This window comes from Rhodoplanes sp. Z2-YC6860, from assembly GCF_001579845.1.
GTDB lineage: Bacteria > Pseudomonadota > Alphaproteobacteria > Rhizobiales > Xanthobacteraceae > Z2-YC6860.
In genome coordinates this window covers 7,302,201-7,328,074 of record NZ_CP007440.1, presented here as the reverse complement: position 1 = coordinate 7,328,074, position 25,874 = coordinate 7,302,201, and the positions used below count along the sequence as shown (strand labels likewise).

Annotated in this window: 9 protein-coding genes and 1 tRNA gene; 7 read left to right on the top strand and 3 right to left on the bottom strand. The window is 64.2% G+C overall.

Features of this window, described 5'->3' with window-relative positions; genetic code table 11:
• Positions 1 to 225 precede the first annotated feature (225 nt).
• Entirely contained in the window at positions 226 to 20,409 is a 20,184-nt protein-coding gene (locus tag RHPLAN_RS34090) for a tandem-95 repeat protein (protein ID WP_068028244.1), read from the top strand.
• Here RHPLAN_RS34090 and RHPLAN_RS34085 read toward each other — a convergent pair.
• Positions 20,340 to 20,684: a thioredoxin domain-containing protein gene (locus tag RHPLAN_RS34085; RefSeq protein WP_068028241.1), complete on the bottom strand. Its 345-nt coding sequence runs from the start codon at positions 20,682 to 20,684 to the stop codon at positions 20,340 to 20,342. The genes RHPLAN_RS34090 and RHPLAN_RS34085 overlap by 70 nt on opposite strands.
• A 248-nt stretch (positions 20,685 to 20,932) precedes the next feature.
• Complete coding sequence (locus tag RHPLAN_RS40695; RefSeq protein WP_237180238.1) at positions 20,933 to 21,166, bottom strand: tyrosine-type recombinase/integrase; 234 nt, start codon at positions 21,164 to 21,166, stop codon at positions 20,933 to 20,935.
• Between the two features lie 420 nt (positions 21,167 to 21,586).
• Here RHPLAN_RS40695 and RHPLAN_RS40330 point away from each other — a divergent pair, with 420 nt between their 5' ends.
• The gene (locus RHPLAN_RS40330; protein ID WP_237179971.1) at positions 21,587 to 21,946 is read left to right on the top strand and encodes an HsdM family class I SAM-dependent methyltransferase; all 360 of its coding nucleotides are present in this window, start codon (positions 21,587 to 21,589) and stop codon (positions 21,944 to 21,946) included.
• Between the two features lie 284 nt (positions 21,947 to 22,230).
• On the opposite strand, the gene RHPLAN_RS34080 is transcribed toward RHPLAN_RS40330, so the two are convergent.
• A tRNA-Thr gene (locus RHPLAN_RS34080) sits at positions 22,231 to 22,305 on the bottom strand.
• 196 nt (positions 22,306 to 22,501) lie between these two features.
• Between RHPLAN_RS34080 and lepB the strand changes: the two genes are divergently transcribed.
• The 5 genes from lepB to RHPLAN_RS34055 are packed head-to-tail and all read left to right on the top strand — an operon-like array spanning position 22,502 to position 25,818.
• Positions 22,502 to 23,209, top strand: coding sequence for a signal peptidase I (lepB, locus tag RHPLAN_RS34075; protein ID WP_068028238.1), 708 nt, complete (start codon positions 22,502 to 22,504; stop codon positions 23,207 to 23,209).
• Positions 23,210 to 23,265: 56 nt separating this feature from the next.
• Complete coding sequence (locus RHPLAN_RS34070; RefSeq protein ID WP_068028235.1) at positions 23,266 to 23,472, top strand: hypothetical protein; 207 nt, start codon at positions 23,266 to 23,268, stop codon at positions 23,470 to 23,472.
• Between the two features lie 28 nt (positions 23,473 to 23,500).
• A complete protein-coding gene (gene murA / locus RHPLAN_RS34065; protein WP_068028230.1) occupies positions 23,501 to 24,790 on the top strand; it encodes a UDP-N-acetylglucosamine 1-carboxyvinyltransferase in 1,290 nt (429 codons plus the stop codon).
• A gap of 34 nt (positions 24,791 to 24,824) precedes the next feature.
• Positions 24,825 to 25,193, top strand: coding sequence for a DUF3574 domain-containing protein (locus RHPLAN_RS34060; RefSeq protein ID WP_157100661.1), 369 nt, complete (start codon positions 24,825 to 24,827; stop codon positions 25,191 to 25,193).
• A gap of 49 nt (positions 25,194 to 25,242) precedes the next feature.
• Complete coding sequence (locus RHPLAN_RS34055; RefSeq protein WP_237179970.1) at positions 25,243 to 25,818, top strand: DUF2948 family protein; 576 nt, start codon at positions 25,243 to 25,245, stop codon at positions 25,816 to 25,818.
• Positions 25,819 to 25,874: the final 56 nt, after the last annotated feature.

Below are 25,874 nucleotides of genomic sequence, written 5' to 3'. Positions count from 1 at the left end.
CCTGAATATCAGGTCGGTGCGCAGAAAGGCACAAAACACGCCGGATTTGGCGCGTTACGGTTTGCGGATACCGTCGGAAAAATGCTAATAATCCATTAACATTCTGTGGTTCTGGGGAATTTCAACTCGTCCAATTCTTTGAGCTTGGTGCACTGCCTTTTGGGGAAGGCGTGATGTCCGAATTTGCGTGGACTGCTCATTCTTTTGAACTGAGCGGATGGTTCAATGAATTCGCCCGATAAGGCATTTGGCCTTAGCGACATTGCGCGCGCTATCCCGATCGATACCTCAGATGCCGGATTCGTAACGATCCCGGATGCCGAATTTCTTTTCCACGCCGAGTTCAAGCGCACCGGATCAGACCTGACGCTGATCGGGCAGTACGGGCACAAGCTCGTCGTCCCGGGCTATTTCAACCACGAGCGGCTGCCGACGTTGCTCGCGCCCGACGGCGCCGCGCTGACCGCCGACGTGGTCGCAGCGCTCGCCGGTCCGCTTGCACCGGGGCAATACGCGCAGGCGGACGCGCCGCAGCCTGCCGACGCGCAGCCGATCGGCCGCGTCGCGACCGTGCAGGGCAACGCCACCGCGGTGCGCAACGGCGTCGCCGTCACGCTCAATGTCGGCGACGCCGTCTACAAGGGCGATGTCGTGCAGACCACTGGCGGCAACTCCGCCCTTGGCGTGATCTTCGGCGATGGCACGACCTTCAATCTCGTCGGCAACGCGCGGATGGTGCTGAACGAGTTTGTCTACAACCCGGCGCCCGGTTCGGTGAACTCGGCGCTGATCAATCTGGTGCAGGGTTCGATCACCTTCATCGCTGGCGAAGTGGCGCACACCGGCGACATGAAGGTCGGCACGCCGGTTGCCGTTCTGGGCATCCGCGGCACCGCCGTGCAGGTCGATATCGACGTCAACAACGGCCAGACGCAGATGTCGGTGCTGGTCGAACCAGGCGGCCGCGTCGGATCGTTCAACGTCTATTCGCTGAGCGGTCAGTTGATCGGCACTGTCAACAACGCCAACAACGTGACGACCGTTACGGCAGCGGGTCCGCTGCAAGCGCTGGCGCAAACGGTACAGAAGTCGCCGGCCGAACTCGCGGCGGCGCTCAACGTCGTTCAGCAGGCGTTCCAGACGCAGAGCCTCGGCCAGCAGATTCTCGCGGCGCAGCCGGTGCCGCCGAGCCCGCAGCAACAGCAGCAGCAGCAACAGGCACCGACGCCGCCGCCTCCCACCGATCAGCAGACAATAACCCCCCCGGCGAATCCGACGGTAGTCAAGGTTTCGGGCACGACAGTGTCGCCGCCACCGCCACCACCACCACCGCCGCCACCGCCGCCGCCGCCACCTCCGCCGCCACCACCGGCGCCGCCGCCACCACCGGCGCCGCCGCCGCCACCGCCGCCGCCACCTCCGCCACCTCCGCCGCCGCCGCCACCACCGCCGTCGAATCTTCCTCCGCTGTTCGAGACGGGTTCAGCGCCTGTCCTACAGAAGACCGACGCCGCCGGGGCGCCGACCCCGATTCAGGGCGTGCTGCTGTTCACCGACAATGAAAATCTGACCGGTGACACGCACAAGGTGTCATTCACGGCAGGCGCCGGCGACTTCGGCACGTTGTCGCAGCTGACGATCACCCAAGATACGCTCGGCACCCAAACCGAAGGCCAGATCGCTTACACCTACACGGTGTCCAAGGCGCCGCTTGCGTCGTTGGGCCAGGGCGAGATCCAGACCGACACGTTTACCGTCACGGTGACGGACTCGGCCGGCAACCCCGCGACCACAACGATCACCGTCGTCTTGACCGGCATCAACGACGCGCCGGTGCTGACGCCGTCAGCTCCGACGCTTGCGACGATCAACGAGACTCAGACCAACACGGTCGGCCAGACAGTCGCTTCGATCATCGGTTCCAGCATCACGGATGCAGACCACAACGCCCAGCACGGCATTGCCATCACTGGCGCGTCCGCCGTCAACGGCAACTGGCAGTACTCGACCGACGGTGGCACGACCTGGACGAACTTCGGCACCTATTCCACGACCTCGGCGCTGCTGCTCGCCGACACCGACAAGGTCCGCTTCGTTCCGAACAACCAGAACGGCGGCACCGACACTTTTACCTACGTCGCCTGGGATCAGAGCAGCGGCGCCCACGGCACCATTGCCGACGCCTCATCGGGCGGCGACACCGCGGCGTTCTCGACCGCGTCCGATACCGCAACCCTGACGGTCACCAGCGTCAACCATGCACCGGTGTTGACGCCGTCAGCTCCGACGCTCACGACGATCACCGAGGATCAGACCAACACGGCTGGCCAGACGGTCTCTTCGATCGTCAACTCGAGCATCACCGACGTCGACAGTGGCGCCCAGAAGGGCATCGCCATCACCGGCGCGTCGAGCGTCAACGGCACGTGGCAGTACTCGATCGACGGCGGCACGACCTGGGCCAACTTCGGCACCTATTCCGCGACCTCGGCCCTGCTGCTCACCGACACCGACCAGGTCCGCTTCGTCCCGAACGGCCAGAACGGAGGCAGCGACACCTTCACTTACGTCGCCTGGGATCAGACCAGCGGCGCCCATGGCACCACTGCCGACGCTTCGGTCGGCGGCGGTACCACAGCGTTCTCGACCGCATCCGACACGGCCTCTCTGACGGTCACCAGCGTCAATGACGCGCCGGTGCTGACGCCTGCCAGCCCGACGCTCACGTCGATCGCCGACAACCAGACCAATACGGCGGGCCAGACGGTCTCTTCGATCGTCGGATCGAGCATCACCGACGTCGATACCGGTGCCGTGAAGGGCATCGCCATCACCGGCGCGTCCGCCGTCAACGGCAACTGGCAGTATTCAACCGACGGCGGCACGACCTGGACCAACTTCGGCAGCTATTCCACCTCCTCGGCTCTGTTGCTCGCCGGCACGGACTTCGTCCGTTTCCAGCCGAATGGCCTGAGCGGCGGCACCGACACCTTCACTTACGTCGCCTGGGATCAGACCAGCGGCAGCCACGGCAGCACCGCCAATGCCTCATCGGGCGGCGGCACCACGGCGTTCTCGACGGCGTCCGACACGGCAAGCCTGACGGTCACCAGCGTCAACAACGCGCCGGTGCTGACTCCCGTGAGCCCGACGCTTACGACGATCACCGAGGACCAGACCAACACAGTCGGCCAGACCGTCTCTTCGATCGTTGGCTCGAGCATCAGCGATGCGGACATCGGCGCCCAGAAGGGCATTGCCATCACCGGCGCGTCCAGCGTCAACGGCACGTGGCAATACTCGATCGACAACGGCACCACCTGGACCAACTTCGGCAACTATTCCAGCTCATCGGCTCTGTTGCTCGCCGGCTCCGATCTGGTCCGTTTCCAGCCGAACGCGCAGAATGGCGGCAGCGACACATTCACTTATGTGGCCTGGGACCAGACCAGCGGCACCCACGGCAGCACCGCCAATGCCTCGTCGGGTGGCGGCACCTCGGCGTTCTCGACCGCGTCCGACACGGCATCCCTGACGGTCACCAGCGTCAATGATGCTCCGGTGCTGACACCGGTCGCTCCGACGCTGACGACGATCACCGAAGATCAGACCAACACGGCCGGCCAGACCGTCTCTTCGATCGTCGGCTCGAGCATCACCGACGTCGATACCAGCGCCGTCAAAGGCATCGCCATTACCGGCGTGTCCAGCGTCAACGGCACCTGGCAATACTCGATCGACAACGGCACCACCTGGACCAACTTCGGCAACTATTCCAGCTCATCGGCTCTGTTGCTCGCCGGCTCCGATCTGGTCCGTTTCCAGCCGAACGCGCAGAATGGCGGCAGCGACACATTCACTTATGTGGCCTGGGACCAGACCAGCGGCACCCACGGCAGCACCGCCAATGCCTCGTCGGGTGGCGGCACCTCGGCGTTCTCGACCGCGTCCGACACGGCATCCCTGACGGTCACCAGCGTCAATGATGCTCCGGTGCTGACGCCGGTCGGCCCGACGCTGACGACGATCAACGAGAATCAGACCAACACGGCCGGCCAGACGGTCTCTTCGATCGTCGGCTCGAGCATCACTGATGTGGATACGGGCGCCCAGAAGGGCGTCGCCATCACTGGCGCGTCCGCCGTCAACGGCAACTGGCAATACTCGATCGACGCCGGCACCACCTGGACCAACTTCGGCAGCTATTCCAGCTCATCGGCCCTGTTGCTCGCCGGCAGCGATCTGGTCCGCTTCGTTCCGACCAACCAGAACGGCGGCAGCGAAACGTTGACTTATGTGGCCTGGGACCAGACCAGCGGCACCCACGGCAGCACCGCCAATGCCTCGTCGGGTGGCGGCACCTCGGCATTCTCGACCGCGTCGGATACGGCGTCCCTGACGGTCACCAGCATCAACAATGCGCCGGTGCTGACACCGGTCAGCCCGACGCTCGCGACGATCACCGAAGACCAGACCAACACGGTCGGCCAGACGGTCTCTTCGATTGTCGGTTCGAGCATCACCGACGTCGATACGGGCGCCGTGAAAGGCATTGCCATCACCGGCGCGTCGAGCGTCAACGGCGACTGGCAGTATTCGACCGACAATGGCACCACCTGGACCAGCTTCGGCAGTTATTCCAGCTCATCGGCCCTGTTGCTCGCCGGCAGCGATCTGGTCCGCTTCCAGCCGAACGCGCAGAACGGCGGCAGCGACACGTTCACTTATGTGGCCTGGGATCAGACCAGCGGCACCCACGGCAGCACCGCCAATGCCTCGTCGGGCGGCGGCACCTCGGCGTTCTCGACCGCATCCGACACCGCCTCTCTGACCGTCACCAGCGTCAATGACGCGCCGGTGCTGACGGTGCCAAGCGCCAGCGCCACGACCAACGAGGACACGGCGGTGAGCCTGACGGGGGCGCATGTTGTCGACCCCGACAGCGGCGATGTGCAGACGGCGACGATCAGCGTGTCGCACGGCACGCTGACGGCGCTGGGCAATGGCTCTGGGCTGACGAGCGCGACCGGCAGCGGGACCGGCACGATCACGATCGTCGGCCCGACGGCTGCGGTCGATGCGGCGCTGAACGCCGGGGTGAGCTACACGCCTTCTGCGAACTACAACGGCAGCGACACGCTGACGATCACGGATCACGACGCGGCCAATGCCAGCGCGGTGCAGCAGCAGATCGCGATCACGGTGAACTCCGTGAACGATGCGCCGTCGGGTGCGAACAACACGGTGACGACGGCGGAGAACGGCTTCTGCACGTTTGCGGCGTCGGACTTTGGCTTCAGCGACCCGAACGACAGCCCGCCGAACACGCTGCTTGCGGTGAAGATCACGACGCTGCCTTTGGCCGGCACGCTGACCGACAACGGCGTCGCGGTGACGGCCGGTCAGTTCGTGAGCGTGGCCGACATCAACGGCGGGCTGTTGAAGTTCACGCCGGCCGCGAATGCCAGCGGCGCCGGCTATGCGAGCTTCACGTTCCAGGTGCAGGACAACGGCGGCACGGCAAACGGTGGGGTGGATCTCGACCCGACGCCGAACACGCTGACCGTCAACGTCGCGGCCGACCAGCCCCCGGTGCTGGGCAACGTCGCGGCGACCGCCTCGTATACGGAACAGGCAACGGCGGTTGTCCTGAGCAATGCGATCTCGGTCACGGATACCGACAATACGACGCTGGCGGGCGCTTCGGTCAGCATCACGTCCGGGTTCCAGGCTGGCGACACGCTGACCATCAATGGGGCGACCAGCGGCAGCCTGGTCAACGGCGGCAACACGATCACCTACAGCTACGACAGCAATCTTCACACGATGACGCTGTCGGGCAGTGACACGCTTGCCGACTATCAGGCGGCGTTGGACCTGGTTGCGTTCGCCAACAGCAGCAATGACGACCCGACGGCCGGCGGGACGGCCACCACGCGAACCATCAGCTGGACGGTGAACGACGGCACGGTCAACAGCACGGCAGCGACCACGACGCTGACGGTGGTTCCGGTGAACGATCCGCCGACGCTGACGATGACGGCGCTGCACCCGTCGTTTACCGAGGCGTCTGGCCTGGGCACGCAGGCGGCAGCGGTGTCGGTGTTCTCGGCGGCGAACGCCAGCACGATCGAGGCGGGGCAGAGCATCAAGTCGCTGACGTTCACGGTTGGCGGGCTGCTGGACGGGGCCAACGAGCGGATCGTGGTCGATGGTTCGGCGGTCACGCTGGGCGGCAACTCGTCGGGAACGACGACGACCAATGGCATGGCCTACACGGTCACCATTGTGGGCGGCACGGCGGCCATCGTGCTGAGCAAGGCTTCCGGGGTGTCGGTCAGCGCGATCGATACGCTGGTCAACGGCATCACGTATCAGAACACCAGCACCGACAACCCGACGGCGGGCAACCGCACCTTCACGCTGACGCAGATCCAGGACAGCGGCGGGACCACCTCGGGCGGCATCGACACCACGGCGCTGGCGCTGGCGTCGAGCGTGACGGTGGTTCCGGTGAACGACCCGCCGACACTGACGGCGACGGCTGCGAACCCGACCTTCGCGGAAGGCGCCAACAGCACGCAGGGTGCGGCGGTTGCGTTATTCTCGGGCGCGAGCATCAGCACGATCGAGTCCGGGCAGAGCATCAAGGCGCTGGCCTTCACGGTGAGCGGCCTTGTCGATGGCTCGAACGAGACGGTGATTGTCGATGGCAGCAGCATCGGCCTGACCAACGGCACGACCGGGACGACCGCGGGCGGCAACAGCCTGGGCTACAGCGTCGTGGTCAGCGGTTCGACGGCGACGGTGACGCTGACGAGTGCGAGCGGGCTGACGAGCGCTGCAGCGCAGAGCGTTGTCGACGGCATCGAGTACCAGGACACCAATGCGGTCGGAGCGACGGCGGGCACGCGCATCGTGACGCTGACGCAGATCCAGGACAGCGGCGGGACCGCCTCGGGTGGCAGCGACACCACGGTGGTGTCGATTGCCTCCGACGTCACAGTTGTGACGGTCAATCACCCGCCGACGATCACCAATGCGCCGCAGAGCGGCCTGGTGGGAGCGAACTCGGCGTCGGTTGCGACCGGCCAGTTCACGGCGAGCGACCCCGACGTGGGCGACACCCAGACCTGGACGGTCCAGGGCGGGACCCGCGAGTTGCCGCCGAACTATCAGTTCGCGATCGACGAGTTCAAGGTGACGAAGACGATCAGCGGCACGCCGACGCTGATCTTCGACGACACCTTCAATGGCACGGCGCCGCCGGCTGGGCCGGGCTTCCTGGTCGGGACCACGCCGTCGCCGATCTACCTGACGACGGGCGGCTTCAGCGACGGGACCGATGCGGCATCGCGCAGCGTGGTGCTGCTGACCGGCAGTGCTTCGGCGTTCACGGGCACGCGTGGCGGCAGTGACGTGTATGGCGACTTTGCCACGCTCAACACCAACACGCAGCCGGTCAGCCAGAGCACGCTGGGCCTGAAGACCGGGCAGGGGTTCACGGCGTCGGGTGTGTTCGACCTGATCGCGCCGACGGGAGCCAACGACGCCTACGGCATCCGCCTGACCGATCGCGTCACGAGCGGGACCTCGGCGCAGCCCGGGACCGAGACGGTGGAGTTTGCGATCGTTGCCGGCGCCACGGCGGGCACCGAGGCGGTGCAGTTGCGGCAGGTGAACTTTGCCAACGGCACCAGCACGGTTCTTCAGACGATCCAGCTCGGCAATGTCGGGGCCGACGACCAGATCCTGCTATCGCTGACCAACGATCCGGCCAACAACGGCAACATCCAGGCCTCGTACCAGCTGATGCAGGGGGGTGTGGCGGTCGGCGCGGCGACGACGTTGAGCGCGACCGGCCGGGTGTTCGACAACGAGGATTGGACGCGGGCGCAGTTCTTCGGCGACTCGTTTGCGCAGCCGAGCGCGTCGGCTTCGGCCGACTCGGTGATGCACGGCACCTACGGCACGCTCGACATCACCCAGTCGGGCGCCTGGACGTACTCTCTGAACGACGGATTGGCGGCGACGCAGGCGCTGGCGGCGGGCCAGTCGGCGACCGACAGCTTCACGGTGCAGGTCACCGACAGCCTGGGCGCTTCGTCGACGCAGGTGGTCTCGATCACGGTCAATGGCGCGAATGATACGCCGGTGCTGACGGTTCCCGGGCATACGGCTTCGACCAACGAGGACGCGTCGGTGAGCCTGACGGGGGCGCATGTCGCCGACCCCGACAGCGGCGATGTGCAGACGGCGACGATCAGCGTGTCGCACGGCACGCTGACGGTGCTGGGCAATGGCTCTGGGCTGACGAGCGCGACCGGCAGCGGGACCGGCACGATCACGATCGTCGGCCCGACGGCTGCGGTCGATGCGGCGCTGAACGCCGGGGTGAGCTACACGCCTTCTGCGAACTACAACGGCAGCGACACGCTGACGATCACGGATCACGACGCGGCCAATGCCAGCGCGGTGCAGCAGCAGATCGCGATCACGGTGAACTCCGTGAACGATGCGCCGTCGGGTGCGAACAACACGGTGACGACGGCGGAGAACGGCTTCTGCACGTTTGCGGCGTCGGACTTTGGCTTCAGCGACCCGAACGACAGCCCGCCGAACACGCTGCTTGCGGTGAAGATCACGACGCTGCCTTTGGCCGGCACGCTGACCGACAACGGCGTCGCGGTGACGGCCGGTCAGTTCGTGAGCGTGGCCGACATCAACGGCGGGCTTTTGAAGTTCACGCCGGCTGCGAACGCCAGCGGCACCGGCTATGCGAGCTTCACGTTCCAGGTGCAGGACAACGGCGGCACCCTGAACGGCGGGGTGGACCTCGACCCGACTCCGAACACCCTGACCGTCAACGTCTCGGCCGACCAGCCGCCGGTGCTGGGCAACGTCGCGGCGACCGCCTCGTACACGGAGCAGGCGGCTGCGGTTGTCCTGAGCAATGCGATCTCGGTCACGGATGCCGACAACACGACGCTGGCGGGCGCTTCGGTCAGCATCACGTCTGGGTTCCAGGCTGGCGACACGCTGACCGTCAATGGGGCGACCAGCGGCAGCCTGGTCAACGGCGGCAACACGATCACCTACAGCTACGACAGCAATCTTCACACGATGACGCTGTCGGGCAGTGACACGCTTGCCGACTATCAGGCGGCGTTGGACCTGGTTGCGTTCGCCAACAGCAGCAATGACGACCCGACGGCCGGCGGGACGGCCACCACGCGAACCATCAGCTGGACGGTGAACGACGGCACGGTCAACAGCACGGCAGCGACCACGACGCTCACCGTCGCCGCGGTGAACGACGCGCCTGTGGCGACGGCGCCGGTGGCGCATTACAGCGCGACCGAGCAGACCAGCCTGTCGCTGAAGAACAGCGGGCTGTCGGTGAGCGATGTCGACGGCGGCAGCGGCAGCGAAACGGTGACGCTGTCGGTCGTGGAGGGCACGCTGACGGCGGCGGCCGGAGGCAGCGGGGCCTTGGTGAGCGGCAGCGGCAGCTCGTCGCTGACGATCACCGGGACGATCGCGCAGATCAACGCGCTGCTGAACACCGACGGCAGCAGCACGCTGAGCTACATCGACAATAGCGACACGCCGAGCGCGTCGACGACGCTGACGCTGCAGATCAACGACAACGGCAACACCGGCAGCGGCGGGGCCAAGACGGCCAGCGCCAGCTCAATCATCGACATCACCGCGGTGAACGATGCGCCGACGATCACCAATGCGCCGCAGAGCGGCTTGGTGGGGGCGAACTCGGCGTCGGTTGCGACCGGCCAGTTCACGGAAAGCGACCCAGATCAAGTCGCCCCCCCGACTTGGACGGTCCAGGGGGGCACGCGGGAGCTGCCGCCGAACTATCAGTTCGCGATCGACGAGTTCAAGGTGACGAAGACGATCAGCGGCACGCCGACGCTGATCTTCGACGACACCTTCAATGGCACGGCGCCGCCGGCTGGGCCGGGCTTCCTGGTCGGGACCACGCCGTCGCCGATCTACCTGACGACGGGCGGCTTCAGCGACGGGACCGATGCGGCATCGCGCAGCGTGGTGCTGCTGACCGGCAGTGCTTCGGCGTTCACGGGCACGCGTGGCGGCAGTGACGTGTATGGCGACTTTGCCACGCTCAACACCAACACGCAGCCGGTCAGCCAGAGCACGCTGGGCCTGAAGACCGGGCAGGGGTTCACGGCGTCGGGTGTGTTCGACCTGATCGCGCCGACGGGAGCCAACGACGCCTACGGCATCCGCCTGACCGATCGCGTCACGAGCGGGACCTCGGCGCAGCCCGGGACCGAGACGGTGGAGTTTGCGATCGTTGCCGGCGCCACGGCGGGCACCGAGGCGGTGCAGTTGCGGCAGGTGAACTTTGCCAACGGCACCAGCACGGTTCTTCAGACGATCCAGCTCGGCAATGTCGGGGCCGACGACCAGATCCTGCTATCGCTGACCAACGATCCGGCCAACAACGGCAACATCCAGGCCTCGTACCAGCTGATGCAGGGGGGTGTGGCGGTCGGCGCGGCGACGACGTTGAGCGCGACCGGCCGGGTGTTCGACAACGAGGATTGGACGCGGGCGCAGTTCTTCGGCGACTCGTTTGCGCAGCCGAGCGCGTCGGCTTCGGCCGACTCGGTGATGCACGGCACCTACGGCACGCTCGACATCACCCAGTCGGGCGCCTGGACGTACTCTCTGAACGACGGATTGGCGGCGACGCAGGCGCTGGCGGCGGGCCAGTCGGCGACCGACAGCTTCACGGTGCAGGTCACCGACAGCCTGGGCGCTTCGTCGACGCAGGTGGTCTCGATCACGGTCAATGGCGCGAATGACGCGCCGGTGCTGACGGTCCCCGGGCATACGGCGTCGACCAACGAGGACACGCCGGTGAGCCTGACGGGGGCGCATGTTGTCGACCCTGACAGTGGGGACGTGCAGACGGCGACGATCAGCGTGTCGCACGGCACGCTGACGGCGCTGGGCAATGGCTCCGGGCTGACCAGCGCGACCGGCAGCGGCACCAATACGATCACGATCGTGGGTCCGACGGCTGCGGTGGATGCGGCGCTCAACGCCGGGGTGAGCTACGCGCCTTCCGCGAACTACAACGGCAGCGACACGCTGACGATCACGGATCACGACGCGGCCAATGCCAGCGCGGTGCAGCAGCAGATCGCGATCACGGTGAACTCCGTGAACGATGCGCCGTCGGGTGCGAACAACACGGTGACGACGGCGGAGAACGGCTTCTGCACGTTTGCGGCGTCGGACTTTGGCTTCAGCGACCCGAACGACAGCCCGCCGAACACGCTGCTTGCGGTGAAGATCACGACGCTGCCTTTGGCCGGCACGCTGACCGACAACGGCGTCGCGGTGACGGCCGGTCAGTTCGTGAGCGTGGCCGACATCAACGGCGGGCTTTTGAAGTTCACGCCGGCTGCGAACGCCAGCGGCGCCGGCTATGCGAGCTTCACGTTCCAGGTGCAGGACAACGGCGGCACGCTGAACGGCGGGGTGGACCTCGACCCGACGCCGAACACGCTGACCGTCAACGTCTCGGCCGACCAGCCCCCGGTGCTGGGCAACGTCGCGGCGACCGCGGCCTACACGGAGGGCGGGACGGCGACCACGCTGTCGTCTGGTCTGACGGTGAGCGACGCCGACAGCCAGAACCTGACGTCTGCGACGGTGACGATCGCGAGCGGGTTCTTTGCCGGAGACACGCTGAGCGCGAACGTGGCAGGGACGGCCATCACGGCGAGCTACAACAGCAGCACGGGCGTTCTGACGCTGAGCGGCAGCGACACGCTGGCGCATTACCAGCAGGTGCTGGACACCGTTGCGTATTCGTCGAGCAGCCAGAACCCGACGAACTTCGGCGCCGACACCAGCCGCAGCATCAGCTGGGTGGTGAACGACGGCACGCTGCCCAGCACGGCGGCGACCACGACGCTGAGCATCACGGCGGTCAACCAGGCTCCGGTGCTGAGCAACGTGGCGGCGAGTGCGTCCTACACCGGGACCGCGACGAGGCTGTCGTCAGGCCTGACGGCGAGCGATGTCGACAACCTGAACCTGGTGTCCGCATTGGTGGCCATTGCCTCCGGTGCCCAGGCCGGCGACACGCTGACCATCAATGCCGCCACCAGCGGCGACATCGTGAATGGCGCCAACACCATCCACTACAGCTATGATGCCAACAGCCACACGATGTCGCTCTCCGGAAGCGATACGGTGGCCGACTATCAGGCGGCGCTCCGTCTCATTTCCTATTCCAATCCAAGCAACGCCGATCCGACTGTGGGCGGCACGGACAACAGCCGCCCGGTGACGTGGTCGGTCAACGATGGGGCCGCCAACAGCGCCACACAGACCACGACCGTCAGCCTGCTGTCGCCGAGTGCCGGATACATCTGGGGTAGACTCGCATTCCCGACGCAGCCGACGACGGGATCGCACGTCTATGCACCGTTTGTCGCGGTCAACACCAAGCAAGGTGCCGTCGGCGTCCTCTATGGCGTGACGACGACCAACTATAATCCGCTTGGACCGGACAACATCACCCTGTCTCTTGCGGCGCTCGATCCGTTCCTCCTCAACAATGAGCAAACGCAGACACTGGTCGCCAGCTTCACCATCCAGCAATTCCCGTCGTCGTACACGCTGATCTTGCCGGACGTCAGCGCAACCAACGCGGAGGGCATCGCGGTCTACGAGACCCAGAACAACAACGGCGTTCGCTTCATCAATGAGGCCTTCATCACCGGCAACAACAATGTGCTGAGCGTTGGCGCGGCGACGCAAATTGCCGGTCCGCTCACCTCGCCGACAGAAGCCCCGCTGTCCCTGCAGGCTCGTGAGGCCTCCGGCATCATGACGTCATACGGGCTCGGCTACGACCAATACGACCAGGGTGCGGGCAACTATTCCATCAACCTCGACATCTTCTCGCACAACAGCGGCGATCCCAATTTCAACACCGCAAGCGATTTCACCCAGAACGTTGTGACGCCGATTACCTTCACGGGTCTGACCGGCGGCCGGAACACCCTGCCGGCCTGGTTCTTCACCCCGGCAAATTCGCTGACCGGCGGCGGAACCTACATGTTGGGTTTCGCCGAAAACAATTCACCGCACACCGGCCAGGACTACATCAGGATCCAGTCGTACACCGACGCCGGAGCCTTGAACACGACGTTCAACAATAACCAGGGCTACTTGGAGATCGCGCCGGATCTGCTGGCCTATGGCACGCACGCCGCGGGCGACACCACGGTTCACAATGCGATCACGCTCGAGCCGACAGACGGCACCAACACCGGTCAGCCGACGTCGTTGTTCTTTATCCAGCCGGGTGGCAGCGGGCCACTGTTCTTCGCATGGAACGAGACCGTCACGGTTGATGGCAATGCTAACACCTATGATCAGGTCGAGTTTGTCAGGCATTCGGCCAATCCGGTCAGCGGGCCGGTCGATCAGTACTTCACCTACCAAATCCCCGATGGCCAGGCGCAAAACATCAAGCTGCAGGCGCATGGCACCAGCAATGGCAACACCATTGTCTTAATGGGCTATGGCGACGACACGTCAACGACCATCGTGGAGTTCTTGTACAACCCCACCACCGGCACGACCACCGAGCTCGCGACCTACACCGAAGCGACCCCGCACGGGCAGGCCTATAGCAACATTCGCGACCTGGGTGACGGGCGGGTTGCGATCATCTACGACGACCAACTCGACAGCGCCGGCACTTCGCAGGTCTTCGTCAACGAGGTCGACTTCCGGACCACCGGCAACACCTCCAATTACTCCGGCTTCAACGACGGACTCGATAAGTTCATCGCCGGAACGAAATTCGGCGATACCGTCTCTGGCGAAAACAACGTTCGCAACGAGTATTACTACATCGGCGGCACGTCGGGCTCGCCCACCGTCAACACCTTCACAGGCGGCAGCGGCGGTGCCTTCAACATCGCAATCCTGCCAACTCGGCCGAGCGACTACATCGTGGCTCGCAACGCCTCGACTGGTGCTCTCGGTGTGTCAACCAGCGATCCGTCGCACACCGGAACGTTGGCGGCGATCAATGTCCAGCTGCTGGCATTCAATCCAACCAACGACCCCGAGCCCGTCAATACGGCAACACCGGGCGTCCAACTGATCGATGTGACCGGCGGTGGCGTCTATCTGAACTTAGCGCTCGGTAGCGGTTATATCGCGCAGATCGATTCCGGCGTTCTCGAGCTTGCGCTCGGCGGCAGCAGCACCGTCAACTTCAACAATCCGCAAGCCAGTTTGATCCTCGACACGTATGGGAGCTTTACGGGATCCATTACCGGGCTTCAGGTCGGAAACACGATCGACCTCGAAAACCTCGCAGTGACCAGCGCCGTCATCAACGGCTCGTCGCTGGTCGTAAATGGCAATGTCACTTTGCCATTCACGATCGCGGGAGCGCTGTCGGGCAATGTGTTCACCATCAGCGCCGACGGCAAAGGCGGCACCGATCTGACGCTTGAGCCGATTCCGGCGGCCTGGTCGAGCTCGGTCTATCCATCGCAGCCGACCACCGGGGTGCACCTCTACGGGCCCTTTGTCACGACCACGTCTGGAACCACCAACGGCGCGCTGGTCGGCGTGCTCTATGGCGACACAACGTCCGGCTACAGCGATGCCGGGCCGGATACGATCACGTCCAATCTGGCGGCCCTTGATCCGTTCCTGTTGCCCTACGCAAACAGCACGCAGTCCCAATTCCTCGGGCAGCAGGTCCCGAACTCGACCACCACAATCCCGGCTGGAGACTTCCCGGCGAACCAGCGGCAACTGCTGCTGCTGAGCAGCAGCCCGACTCAAACCCAGGGCATCGGCTTCTTTGTTACCGAGAACAGCAGCGGGATCGCCGCGATCAATCAGTTCACCTTTACGGAAGGCACGACTGGGCTCAACGGTCCGCTGACGCTCAATACGCCGACGGCCGTCGAGACCGGGTTGGCCGGTGCTCATCTCGAGTATTTTACAAGCGCCACCAACAACACGACCAACGGTCTGTTCAACAACACCGGCAGTGCAGGCGCGTCCTATAGTGTGGCCTGGGCGCAGGTGAACGGCACAACCCTCACCGGGGATTTCCAGCTGTTCACACCGGCTGGAACTGCCGAGTTCGCGACACCGATCCAGTTGTTCAGTGTCTCTGGCATCAGCGGTGTGACGTCAGAGCCGGCCTGGTTCTTCCGCAGTGCCGGCACCATCGGCAATTCAGCGGCAATCACCGGCTCGATTTCGGGAACGACGCTGACCGTGACCGGCGTCACGTCTGGGACTGTCGCAATCGGACAGACGATCAGCGGGACCAACGTTCCAGCAAACACGGTCGTTACCGGATTTGTGTCAGGCACCAACGGAGGCGCCGGCACCTACACGGTGAACAACTCATTGGCAGTTGGCACCGGCAGTGAATCGTTGAGCCTGAGCGGCAGCGCTGCGGCCTATGGATTGGCCCTCTCCGAGCGCAACGGATCGACTGGCACCGATGCCAGTGCGCCGGCCAACAGCGATTTCATTCAATTCCAGGACTACCGGGCCGTCGCCGTCGGTAACGGCACGGGCGGCAATGCCGCGGGCGCCGCATTCGGTCCGTCGTTCCAAATAACTCCCGATCTTTCACACTTTGCGGCAGGCGCGACGGACCGAATCACCCAGGAAGCAGGCTCCGGCGGCCACACGACCGCAAATCTCGCCTTGCAGTTCGCGCCCAACGTCGGAGCCGGCAGCGGCTATTCGTTCGGCTGGAACGATGTCGTGACCGACAGCACCGGCACCCACGACCAGGTGGAGTTCGCAATTTATCGCCCGTCCACGGGGACGCTGGTGTCGCAGTCGACATTCCAGATCGCCGACGGGCAGCCTCAGAATGTCCGTCTGCTGACGACCACCATCAGCGGGGTCAACGTCGAGATCCTGGCCTATGGCGATAACACCGGCACACACGTCGTCGAATTCGACGCCAACGGCAACCAACTTGCGTCGTTCTTTGACCCCTCGACCGCGACGTTCGGTCAGCTGACCAATTTCGGCGACGGCCGCATCTCCTTGACTTACGACGTCACGCTCGATGCCAGCGGCACGACACAATATGTCACCAATGTATTCGATCTGCGGACATCCGGACTGAACGTCACCGGCTCGGGCACGAAGGACAACTACATCGCCGGCACTCGCTTCAATGACACCTTCGCCGGCGGCAGCAACGTCAACAACACGTATTATTATGTGGGCTTGAACACGACGGTCGGCCTGGGCCCGGTCGACACCTTCACCGGCGGCGGCGGTACGGCGTGGAACGTAGCGGTCTTCCCTGATGCCCGGTCCAACTACAACGTTTCTGGTAACCTGACCACCGTGACCAACGTCGGAGATCCGGCGCATCGTGGAACACTGAATATCTCCGACGTCCAAGCGCTGGCCTTCAATCCTGCGGTCGATCCGAGCGGCAACACCGGCACCTTGGAAGCCACGGGTGACACGTTGATGATCCTTGGCGCGCTGCCGAACGGCGGCGAGCCGATCAGCATCGATAACGGCTCAACGCTCGAACTCGCAACGTCCGACAACGCAACGGTGACGTTCAGCGGGCCGGAGGGGACGCTTCGGCTTGATCAGCCGTCGACCTTCACGGGCACGATTGCGGGCCTGGCGGTCGGCGATGCGATCGATCTGCCCGGAGTCGCGAACGTGCCGGGGTTGATCACCACGGTGACGACGGTGAACGGCGTGTCGACGCTGCGGGTGGCAAATGGCGCGACCACGCTCGCGAGCCTCACGGTCTCCGGCGCGCTGTCAGGCAATATGTTCGTCCCGCAGAGCGACGGATTCGGCGGCACGAGCCTTGAGTTGGCGCCGATCGGCTATCTGTGGGACAGCTCGGTCTATCCGCAATCGCCGGTGACGGGCGATCATTTCTTTAACCCGTCGATCTTCGTCAATTCGGGCTTGGGCCTGGGGGCGATGGTGTATGCCGATGCGCCCAGCTATCAGGCAAATGCAGCCAACTCGGTCAACATCCGCGAGCTGAATCTCGATCCGTTCATGCTGCCCTACGCCGGAACCCCGGCCTCGGTCGCATCGTCGTTACAACTGCAGTTGCCGTTCCGATACACCGGGTTTATCGCGCCACTCAGCGCGACATCGGGCGAAGGCTTCGTCGTCTACGAGACGCAGGGCGCGACGAATTCCATCTATCGGGCCGTCCTGACGGGAAGCGGCCCGGGTATCACCAACCCTGCGACGGTGACGCCTTCTGCTGCTCCGGTCGTATCCGGTCTGACCGCCATGGTGGAGAACCTGTTTGCGGGCTCTTACGCCCCGTCGCAGGTGTTCAACAGCTATGACGTTGCATGGGATCAGTACGACAGCGTCCATCACACCTATAACGCCTATTTCGAGACCTTCGATACGAATGGAAACCTGCTGTCGTCGCAGGTGCCGATTTTCGGCGCGGGCGGGCTGACGAACGTCGCCTCGCTGTCGTCAGTGCCGGCATGGACCTTCAACAGTTCCGGCGGCATTGGGGGTAACGGCGCTCCCTACATGCTGGCCGTGGCGCAGGCGAATGGCTCGATCCAATACCAGGGCTACGGCAAGTTCGGCACTCCGACGGCCATCAGCGGAACGATCACGCCGGATCTCTCGCACTACGCCAGCGGCGCCACCAGCCAGAGTACCCAGGAGGTGAACGCGACAACCGGCCTCATCAGCGGGTCGGCGGTGGCGTATCAAGCCGGCCCCACGGCGGTCGGAGCAGCCGCCAGCTTCACGGGCTCCATCTCGGGAACAACACTGACCGTCAACACCTTGGCGTCCGGCACCATCAAGGTCGGCGACGTCATCGGCGGTAACGGCATTTCGCCTAATACGGTCGTCACGGCGCTCGGGAGCGGAACCGGTGGCACCGGCACGTATACCGTCAGCGTCTCGCAGAACTACACCGGAGCCAACTTCACGGGCTCGATCTCGGGAACAACGCTGACCGTCAGTGCAGTATCGTCCGGCAGCATCAACGTCGGCGATATCATCGGCGGCAGCGGCATCGTGGCAAATACGGTCGTCACGGCGCTCGGGACCGGGACCGGCGGCGCCGGTACTTATACGGTCAGCAATTTCCAGACGGTCGCCAGCGAGACGATGGCGACGACGTTGAACGATACGCGCGGCGTGTACATGTTCGCCTGGAATGACATCGTCACCGATACGGCCGGCGTCCATGACCAGGTCGAGCTGGCGATATTCAATGGCAACACGCTGGCGTCGCAGTCGACCTATCAGATCGCGGACGGCAACCTGCAAAGCGTTCGCCTCAGTTCATCCGGGGCGTTTACCTATCTGGTCTATGGGGACAGCACTGGGACGCACATCATCGAATTGAGCCTCACCGGCCAGCAGATCGCTTCCGTTGTTGATCCGACGAATGTGACGTTCAGCCAGATCGAGAATTTCGGCGATGGCCGCTTCGGCGTCACCTACAACGAGCCGGTCGACGCCAACGGCACCACGCAGTACGTGACCCACGTCTTGGATTTCCGGACCTCGGGCCTCGTCATCAACGATTCGGGGGTCACCGACGGCGTGAACAAGTTCTTCGCCGGCACCGAATTCGATGACAGCGTCGTTGGCGAAAAGAACGTCACCAATCTCTACTACTACGTTGGCCGAGACGTGACCGGCCAATCGTCCCCAGCAGGGCCGACCGACAACTTCGCCGGCGCTCTGGGCGGCAACAACACCGTGAACATCGCGGTCCTGCCCGACGCGCGTTCGAACTATGTCATCGGGCAGACGGTGGGTGGTATGGGATACTCCAGTTTCCCGACAAACCCGCTCGGAAGCGGAACATCGGCGCAAGGCATCAACGACCAGGACCTGGTTGTCGGTCTGTACGGCACGATCGGCGCTCAGCATTCCTTCCTTTACAGCGGCGGAACGTACAGCCAGATCACCGATCCCTCCGGCTCCATCCAGACTTTGGCATCCGGCATCAACGATAGCGGCCAGATCGTCGGCTCCTACCAGGACGGCAGCAGTGTCTGGCATGCGTTCACGTCGAGCAACGGCGTGAGCACGTCGCTGACCGATCCCGCCGGCGCCACCGCCACCCACGCCTACGGCATCAACGACTTCGGACAGATCGTGGGTGTGTATTCTGACAGCGCGGGCCAGCACGGCTTCCTGTACAACGGCGGAAGCTACACCACGCTGAATGGCCCCGCGGGCGCCACTCTGGTTCAAGCCAACGGCATCAGCGATGCGGGCGTGGTCGTCGGTTACTACCAGGACGCCAGCAACAACATTCACGGTTTCTTCTACAACGGCGGCGTCTACACCACGATCGACGATCCGGCGGCATCGACTGGCGGCCTGAACTTTGGCGGGACTTACGCGGAGGGCATCAACGACGCAGGGGAAATCGTCGGCTACTACTACGTCAATGGCGTGCAACACGGTTTCGTGGACGTCGGCGGGGTCTTCACCACGGTCGACAATCCCAACGGCGGCACCAATCAGGTGATGGGCATCAACGATGCCGGCCATATCGTGACCCCCAATGCGCTGGCCTCGACCTCGATCACGACGCTGACCAATGTGGCCGATCCGGAGCACGCCGGCACGCTCGATATCGCCAACGTCCAGGCGGTCGCCTTCAATCCGACGGTCGATCCTTCGCCCGGCAGCAACGGCTCGATCGAGGCGTCCGGCGACACGTTGATGATCCTGACATCCTTCAACTCGGCCGCAAGCATCGATGCCGGCGCCACTCTCGAGTTCGCGAGCGCCGATTCAGGCTCGGTGACGTTCAATGCCGCAACCGGAATGCTGAAGCTCGATCACTCATCGACATTCACGGGCCAGATCTCCGGCTTCACGGGCGACGGCACGCTCGCGGGCTCCGATCAGATCGATCTGAAGGACATCAATCTCAATTCGGCCCAGTTCAGCGTGAGCTATGACAGCGGTACTGGCGTGCTTCACGTGACGGACGGCACGAACACTGCAAATCTCAATTTCCTCGGAACTTACGTCCAGGAAAACTTCAAGTTCGCGGCGGACGGCAGCGGCGGAACGATCGTCTATGATCCGCCGGTGCCGCAGCAGACGTCAATCGATGGCAGCACAAGCGACGCCTTCGTGTTCCGCCCGGTCGTGGACGCCCACGTTCAAAGCATCTTTGCGAACGACGATACGCAGCTGGATAAATTCGTGAGCCAGGCCGACCATCTCGCCGAACTGACCCAAGCAAACGACAACGCACAGAACGGCGCGAACCTTCAAGATGTGATCGCCCCGGTCGTCACGGTGCCGGCCAAGCCGCATGACAGCGACTTCGCCGTTAATTGAAGCGGCATGTATTTGGGTCGGTGCATATCCTGACTTTCTGAAGTCGTTGGCGCATTCGTCGCTGGCGAAGCGGCCATCGGCAGGAAATAGCCGCCGTTGTCTATGTAGGTTTCCAGCTCGACGCCGGCGTCCTCGTAGAGCTGCTGCACCTCGGCACCGACCCAGAAGATCAAGCCGAGCGCAAGCGAGTAGCCGAGATCAATGTCGCTCAGCACCGGAAACGGCAGATCGTTCTGCGCCGCATAGCCGCTGGTGAATTGCGCGGTGTCCGGCATACTCGAGACAACACGGGCGCCGCGCGGGACGTAGCAGTCCTTTGCTATTCAGAAGACTGAGCTCGCCAACATCGATTTTAAGGCTCGTCATGATTCTGACCTCCCGACGGTGAGTCCAGCCTGGTGCCGGGCACGGTAGCGCTACCTGCATCACGCGCATATCAAGTCCAGTTGAGCTTGAACTGAGTGCTCGCACGGGCTGTTGAAGATGATCGCGGCCTTGAAGCGCTGCGCGATTAATGCGGGCGTTAGGCCCGTTTCCGCAAGGGCATCACCGTGGCCTTTCGATTCCCGTCCAACGCTGCCGCAATCTTGCCGGCGATGGCTTCGGAGGGGCGCCGAAGCGGATCGTTGTCGAGATGAGCATACCGCGCGGTGGTCGCCGCCTGGGCATGCCCCAACAGACGGCCGATAACAGGGAGCCCGAGACCGCCACCAGCGCCAAAGCTTGCGTATGTGTGCCGAAGGTCATGAAGGCGCACCCCCGATAGACCAGCACGCTTGGTTACCGCTTCCCAAGGGCGTTTCAGATCATGGCGGGGCTTCTCTGGATCGTCGCCTGGGACCACATAGGCGCTGGCCCCTTTTCATGCCGTTCAACACCGCAAGGGCAGAGGCATTGAGGATGATCGTCTTTCGGCCGGTTTTGCTGTCCGGCAGGAATAGGAGACGCATACATAAGGCCGGTCGGTGCTAAGGCTTGCCGCTTGAATCTTGGCGACGTAGCTGACCGGCTGAAGTTTACGCAGTTGGGATAGGCCGCCTCAGTTGGCGGTCTCATTCACATCCGCGGTTTGTCCGCCTCCGGCGGCATAGGATCATGCAGGGGCCGGTCCTCTTGAGGATGGCTCGGCGGCTCGCGCTCCGGCTGCACGTCGGACTGCGGGTGCTCAACTGGCGCCTTGCGGGACTCGACGGGATGGCGTCGGCGGCGTGATTGGTTCTTTTGCCATGCGGTCCAGCGCGGCTATCGTCCCAATCGGCTTCACAATGGGCGCATCTACGAATATTTCCTCGGCGAGTTCGCTCGTACCGAAGGACAAAAGGGCGGAGAGTTCTACACGCCCAGCTGCATCGTCCGTCTGCTGACCGAAGTGATCGAGCCGTACCATGGCCGCATCCTCGATCCGGCGTGCGGTTCGGGCGGCATGTTCGTGGCAGTCGGCGCGGTTTGTATCGGAGCACAAGAGGAGCCCCCGCTGCCGAGCTCTCCATTCACGGTGTTGAGAAGACTGACGAGACCAGCCGCCTCTGCCGGTTGAGGTGATCGATCGTGATGCCGCCGCACCAGGCTCTTGCACTCCTACGCCAGATGGTCGGCATATTGCACCGGCTTGCGGTCGTGTAGCGAATAGCGTCGCAACCCATAGGGCGACTCCGGCGGCCTATGCTCCAAAGTACAGCGCGCTACGACCAGAACGGAACGCGATTCAGCGTGTCAGAAACGTGCCACTATCGGTGCGTCTGACCGCATCGACCTGCATTTTCGGCCACAGTTTGTTCTCATGCGGATTATTGAAACAGCCCGGAAATGCGCGGGTTTTGATGGTGCTGCCGCACAGGATTGAACTGTGGACCTCTCCCTTACCAAGGGAGTGCTCTACCACTGAGCTACGGCAGCAGAACCGCGAAAACCGCCCGAAAAGACGTCCGGGGCGGCCGGGCGCGGCGGAAACTGCCACAAGGGGTCCGGCGACGCAAGAACGCTCGATGTCTTTGTATTTGCTGTGGAAGGCGGGCTCATCGAACCTGCCGGCACCGCCACCCGACCAAGGAGAGCGATTCGAACTCTTGGGGGTGGTGCCAAGGAAATTGCCATGCCGGTGCCCCGCGCTTTCCACCATAGCCTCATGCTGCGGACCGGGCTCGTGACCGTGGTCGCGGCTGTTCTGCTGCATTTCGGCTTCGGCAGCAGCCAACCCGGCCCCGCCTTCGCTCCGGGCTACAACATCTACAGCGTCCCCTCGACCTCGATGGCGCCGACGCTGCAGATCAACGACTACGTCATGGCGTTCGGCCGGCGGGAGGTCACCCGCGGCGATGTCGTGGCCTATCTGTTCCCGAAGGACGGCAGCACCGTCTACATCAAGCGCGTCGTGGGCCTGCCCGGCGACCGCATCCAGATGAAGGGCGGCGTCCTGCAGATCAACGGCGAGCCGGTGAAGCAGGAGCGGCTTCCTGACGCCGAGTTGCGCGATGACGGCAGCAAGCCGCGCCCGGTCCGGCAATATCTCGAGACGCTGCCGGGCGGCGTCAGCCACCGCATTTACGATGAGGTCGAGAACGGCTTTCTCGACAACACCGCCGAGGTGACGGTTCCGGCCGGGCACTATTTCATGATGGGCGACAACCGCGACAATTCCAGCGACAGCCGTGTTGCGCAGCACGGTCCGGTGCCGGCTGCCAATATCCTGTGCCACCCCACGCTCATCTATTTCTCGCTGGATGAGGGCGAGAGCGCCTGGAGGTTCTGGCGCTGGCCGCGCGCGATCCGCTGGGGCCGCATGTTCAGCCGGATCGCCTGATGCAGGCCTCGGTGAGCCCTTGCGCAGCCCGATCCCGAAGGGATAGCTCTAAGGCCATGACCCAAAGTCACGATGGCCCCTCCGGCAGCAAGTCCGGCACCCGCAAGGGCGACGCGAGGCGCGTCGACCGCTTGGGCGCGGCGTTGCGGGAAAACCTCAAACGGCGCAAATCGCAGGCCCGGGAGCGGTCGCGGACCGAGCCCGCATCCCACGATTCCGCCGGAATCCTCACCGACAACGGTTCCAACTCATCGCAAGGCTGAAGCCGGTTTCCGGCGCTCGGGGGCACTCATGGATCGCATTCGTATCGTCGGCGGACGCCCGCTCAAGGGCTCGATTCCGATCTCGGGCGCTAAGAACGCCACCCTGCCGCTGATGATCGCGAGTCTGCTCACCGATCAGACGCTCATTCTCGACAATGTGCCGCGGCTGGCCGACGTGAGCCTGCTGCAACGCATCCTCTCCAACCACGGCGTCGACATGATGGTGCCCGGCAAGCGGCCGGGCGAGTCCCAGCAGAACGGCCACACCATCCATATCGTCGCCTCGCGCATCGTCGACACCACCGCGCCCTACGATCTGGTCTCCAAGATGCGCGCGAGCTTCTGGGTGATCGCGCCGCTGGTGGCCCGGATGGGCGAGGCCAAGGTTTCGATGCCGGGCGGCTGCGCCATCGGCACGCGTCCGGTGGACCTGCTCATCATGGCGCTGGAGAAACTCGGCGCGAAGATCGAGATCGATGGCGGCTATGTCATCGCGCGCGCGAAGGACGGGCTGAAGGGCGGCGAGATCAAGTTCCCCAAGGTCACGGTGAGCGGCACCCACACGGCGCTGATGGCTGCGGTGCTCGCCCGCGGCACGACGGTGATCGAGAACGCCGCGCAGGAGCCCGAGATCGGCGACGTCGCCGACTGCCTCAACAAGATGGGCGCTCGCATTTCCGGCATCGGAACATCGCGGCTTATTATCGAAGGCGTCACGCGGCTCGGCGGCGCGCGGCACAGCGTGCTGCCCGATCGCATCGAGACCGGCACCTATGCGATGGCGGTGGCCATGACCGGCGGCGACGTGCTGCTCGAGGGCGCGCGGCCGGAGCTTCTGCAATCGGCGCTCGACGTGCTGGCGCAGACCGGCACCGAGGTGAGCGCCACCAACGAAGGTATCCGCATCAAGCGCAACGGCGCCGGCATCTCACCGGTCGATGTCACGACCGATCCGTTCCCGGGCTTCCCGACCGATCTTCAGGCGCAGCTCATGGCGCTGATGACCATGGCCAAGGGCACCTCGCGCATCACCGAGACGATCTTCGAGAACCGCTTCATGCACGTGCAGGAGCTGGCACGGCTCGGCGCGCGCATTGCGCTCGACGGCCAGACCGCGGTGGTCACCGGCGTCGACAAGCTGCGCGGCGCGCCGGTGATGGCGACCGACCTCCGCGCCTCGGTCGGCCTCGTGATCGGAGCGCTCGCCGCCGAAGGCGAGACCATGGTCAACCGCGTCTATCACCTCGACCGCGGCTTCGAGCGTCTCGAAGACAAGCTCGGCGCCTGTGGCGCCGCGATCGAGCGCGTCAGTGGTTAAGTCCTTGCGTATTTTTTTCACTGCCGCGGCTCTGTTGCTGACATTGACCGTGTCGGCCGCCGCGCAGGTCAGTCTGCAATGTAGCGGTGAGCAGAAGCCCTGGATGGTGGCCGAGCTGCTGTTCGGCCGGAGCCATGTCAGCGACGCGGCGTGGGACCGCTTCCTGGCCACCGAAGTGACCCCGCGCTTTCCCGACGGGCTCACCGTCTATGACGCCCGCGGCCAGTGGCGGAATCCGCAAACGAAGACGATCTCCCGCGAGCGCAGCAAGGTGGTGATGATCGCGATGCCGCCGGCGGACGACAGCCAGGCACGCCTTTCTGCGATCATCGAGGCGTACAAGACCCGCTTCAGGCAGCAGTCTGTCGGACTGATCGTGCGGCCGTCCTGCGTGTCGTTTTAGCTTTCGTTGACCAAGCGGTCAGCGCTGCACGGCACAACAGATTCCGTATTTGTACGGCTTGAACCTGGTATGCGGCTTGCCTACCTTCCTTGCACCAGTTCAAAAGAAGCTCACGACCATGGATCCTCTCAAGCTCGTTGCGCTTGATCGGGACGACATCGAAGTCGTCTCCGCGCATTTGCAGGACGCAATCCTCAAGGTGGCCGACATCCGTTGGCGGCCAAACGAAAACCGGGTGGTCGTCTGCGTCAACCGCTTCGACTGGGAAGCGGCCCAAGGCACCCGCAACAGCTCGTCGCCCGACTTTCGCCGCCGCCGTGCGGTGCTGCGCTTCGATCGCGTCTCGGCCTGCAAGTGCCGCGATCTGAGCGCGGTCCAGAAAGACCAGGTTCTCAACCTTCTCGCCGTGTCGTTTGCGCCCAGGGGCTCGGACGATCCGGCCGGCACCGTGACCTTGACCTTCTCGGGCGGCGGCATGCTCCGGCTCGAGGTCGAATGTCTCGAAGTCGAACTCGCCGACCTTGGTCCCACCTGGGACGCCGGCTGCTGCCCGGAGCATGCGATCGACGCGGAGCCGGTTCAGACCGCCGGATTCACGCAAGTGAGCGCGGCCAAACAGGGTTGACGCGCGTCAAGCCACGGGCCATTCACCGGTGCTGCTGGACCGATCCAGCCTCCGAT

Bases quoted from the DNA above. Each gene is read 5' to 3' on its own strand.
- RHPLAN_RS34085 (WP_068028241.1), bottom strand. From the start codon at position 20,684: ATGCCGGACACCGCGCAATTCACCAGCGGCTATGCGGCGCAGAACGAT.
- RHPLAN_RS34070 (WP_068028235.1), top strand. From the start codon at position 23,266: ATGACCCAAAGTCACGATGGCCCCTCCGGCAGCAAGTCCGGCACCCGC.
- murA (WP_068028230.1), top strand. From the start codon at position 23,501: ATGGATCGCATTCGTATCGTCGGCGGACGCCCGCTCAAGGGCTCGATT.
- RHPLAN_RS34090 (WP_068028244.1), top strand. From the start codon at position 226: ATGAATTCGCCCGATAAGGCATTTGGCCTTAGCGACATTGCGCGCGCT.
- lepB (WP_068028238.1), top strand. From the start codon at position 22,502: ATGCCGGTGCCCCGCGCTTTCCACCATAGCCTCATGCTGCGGACCGGG.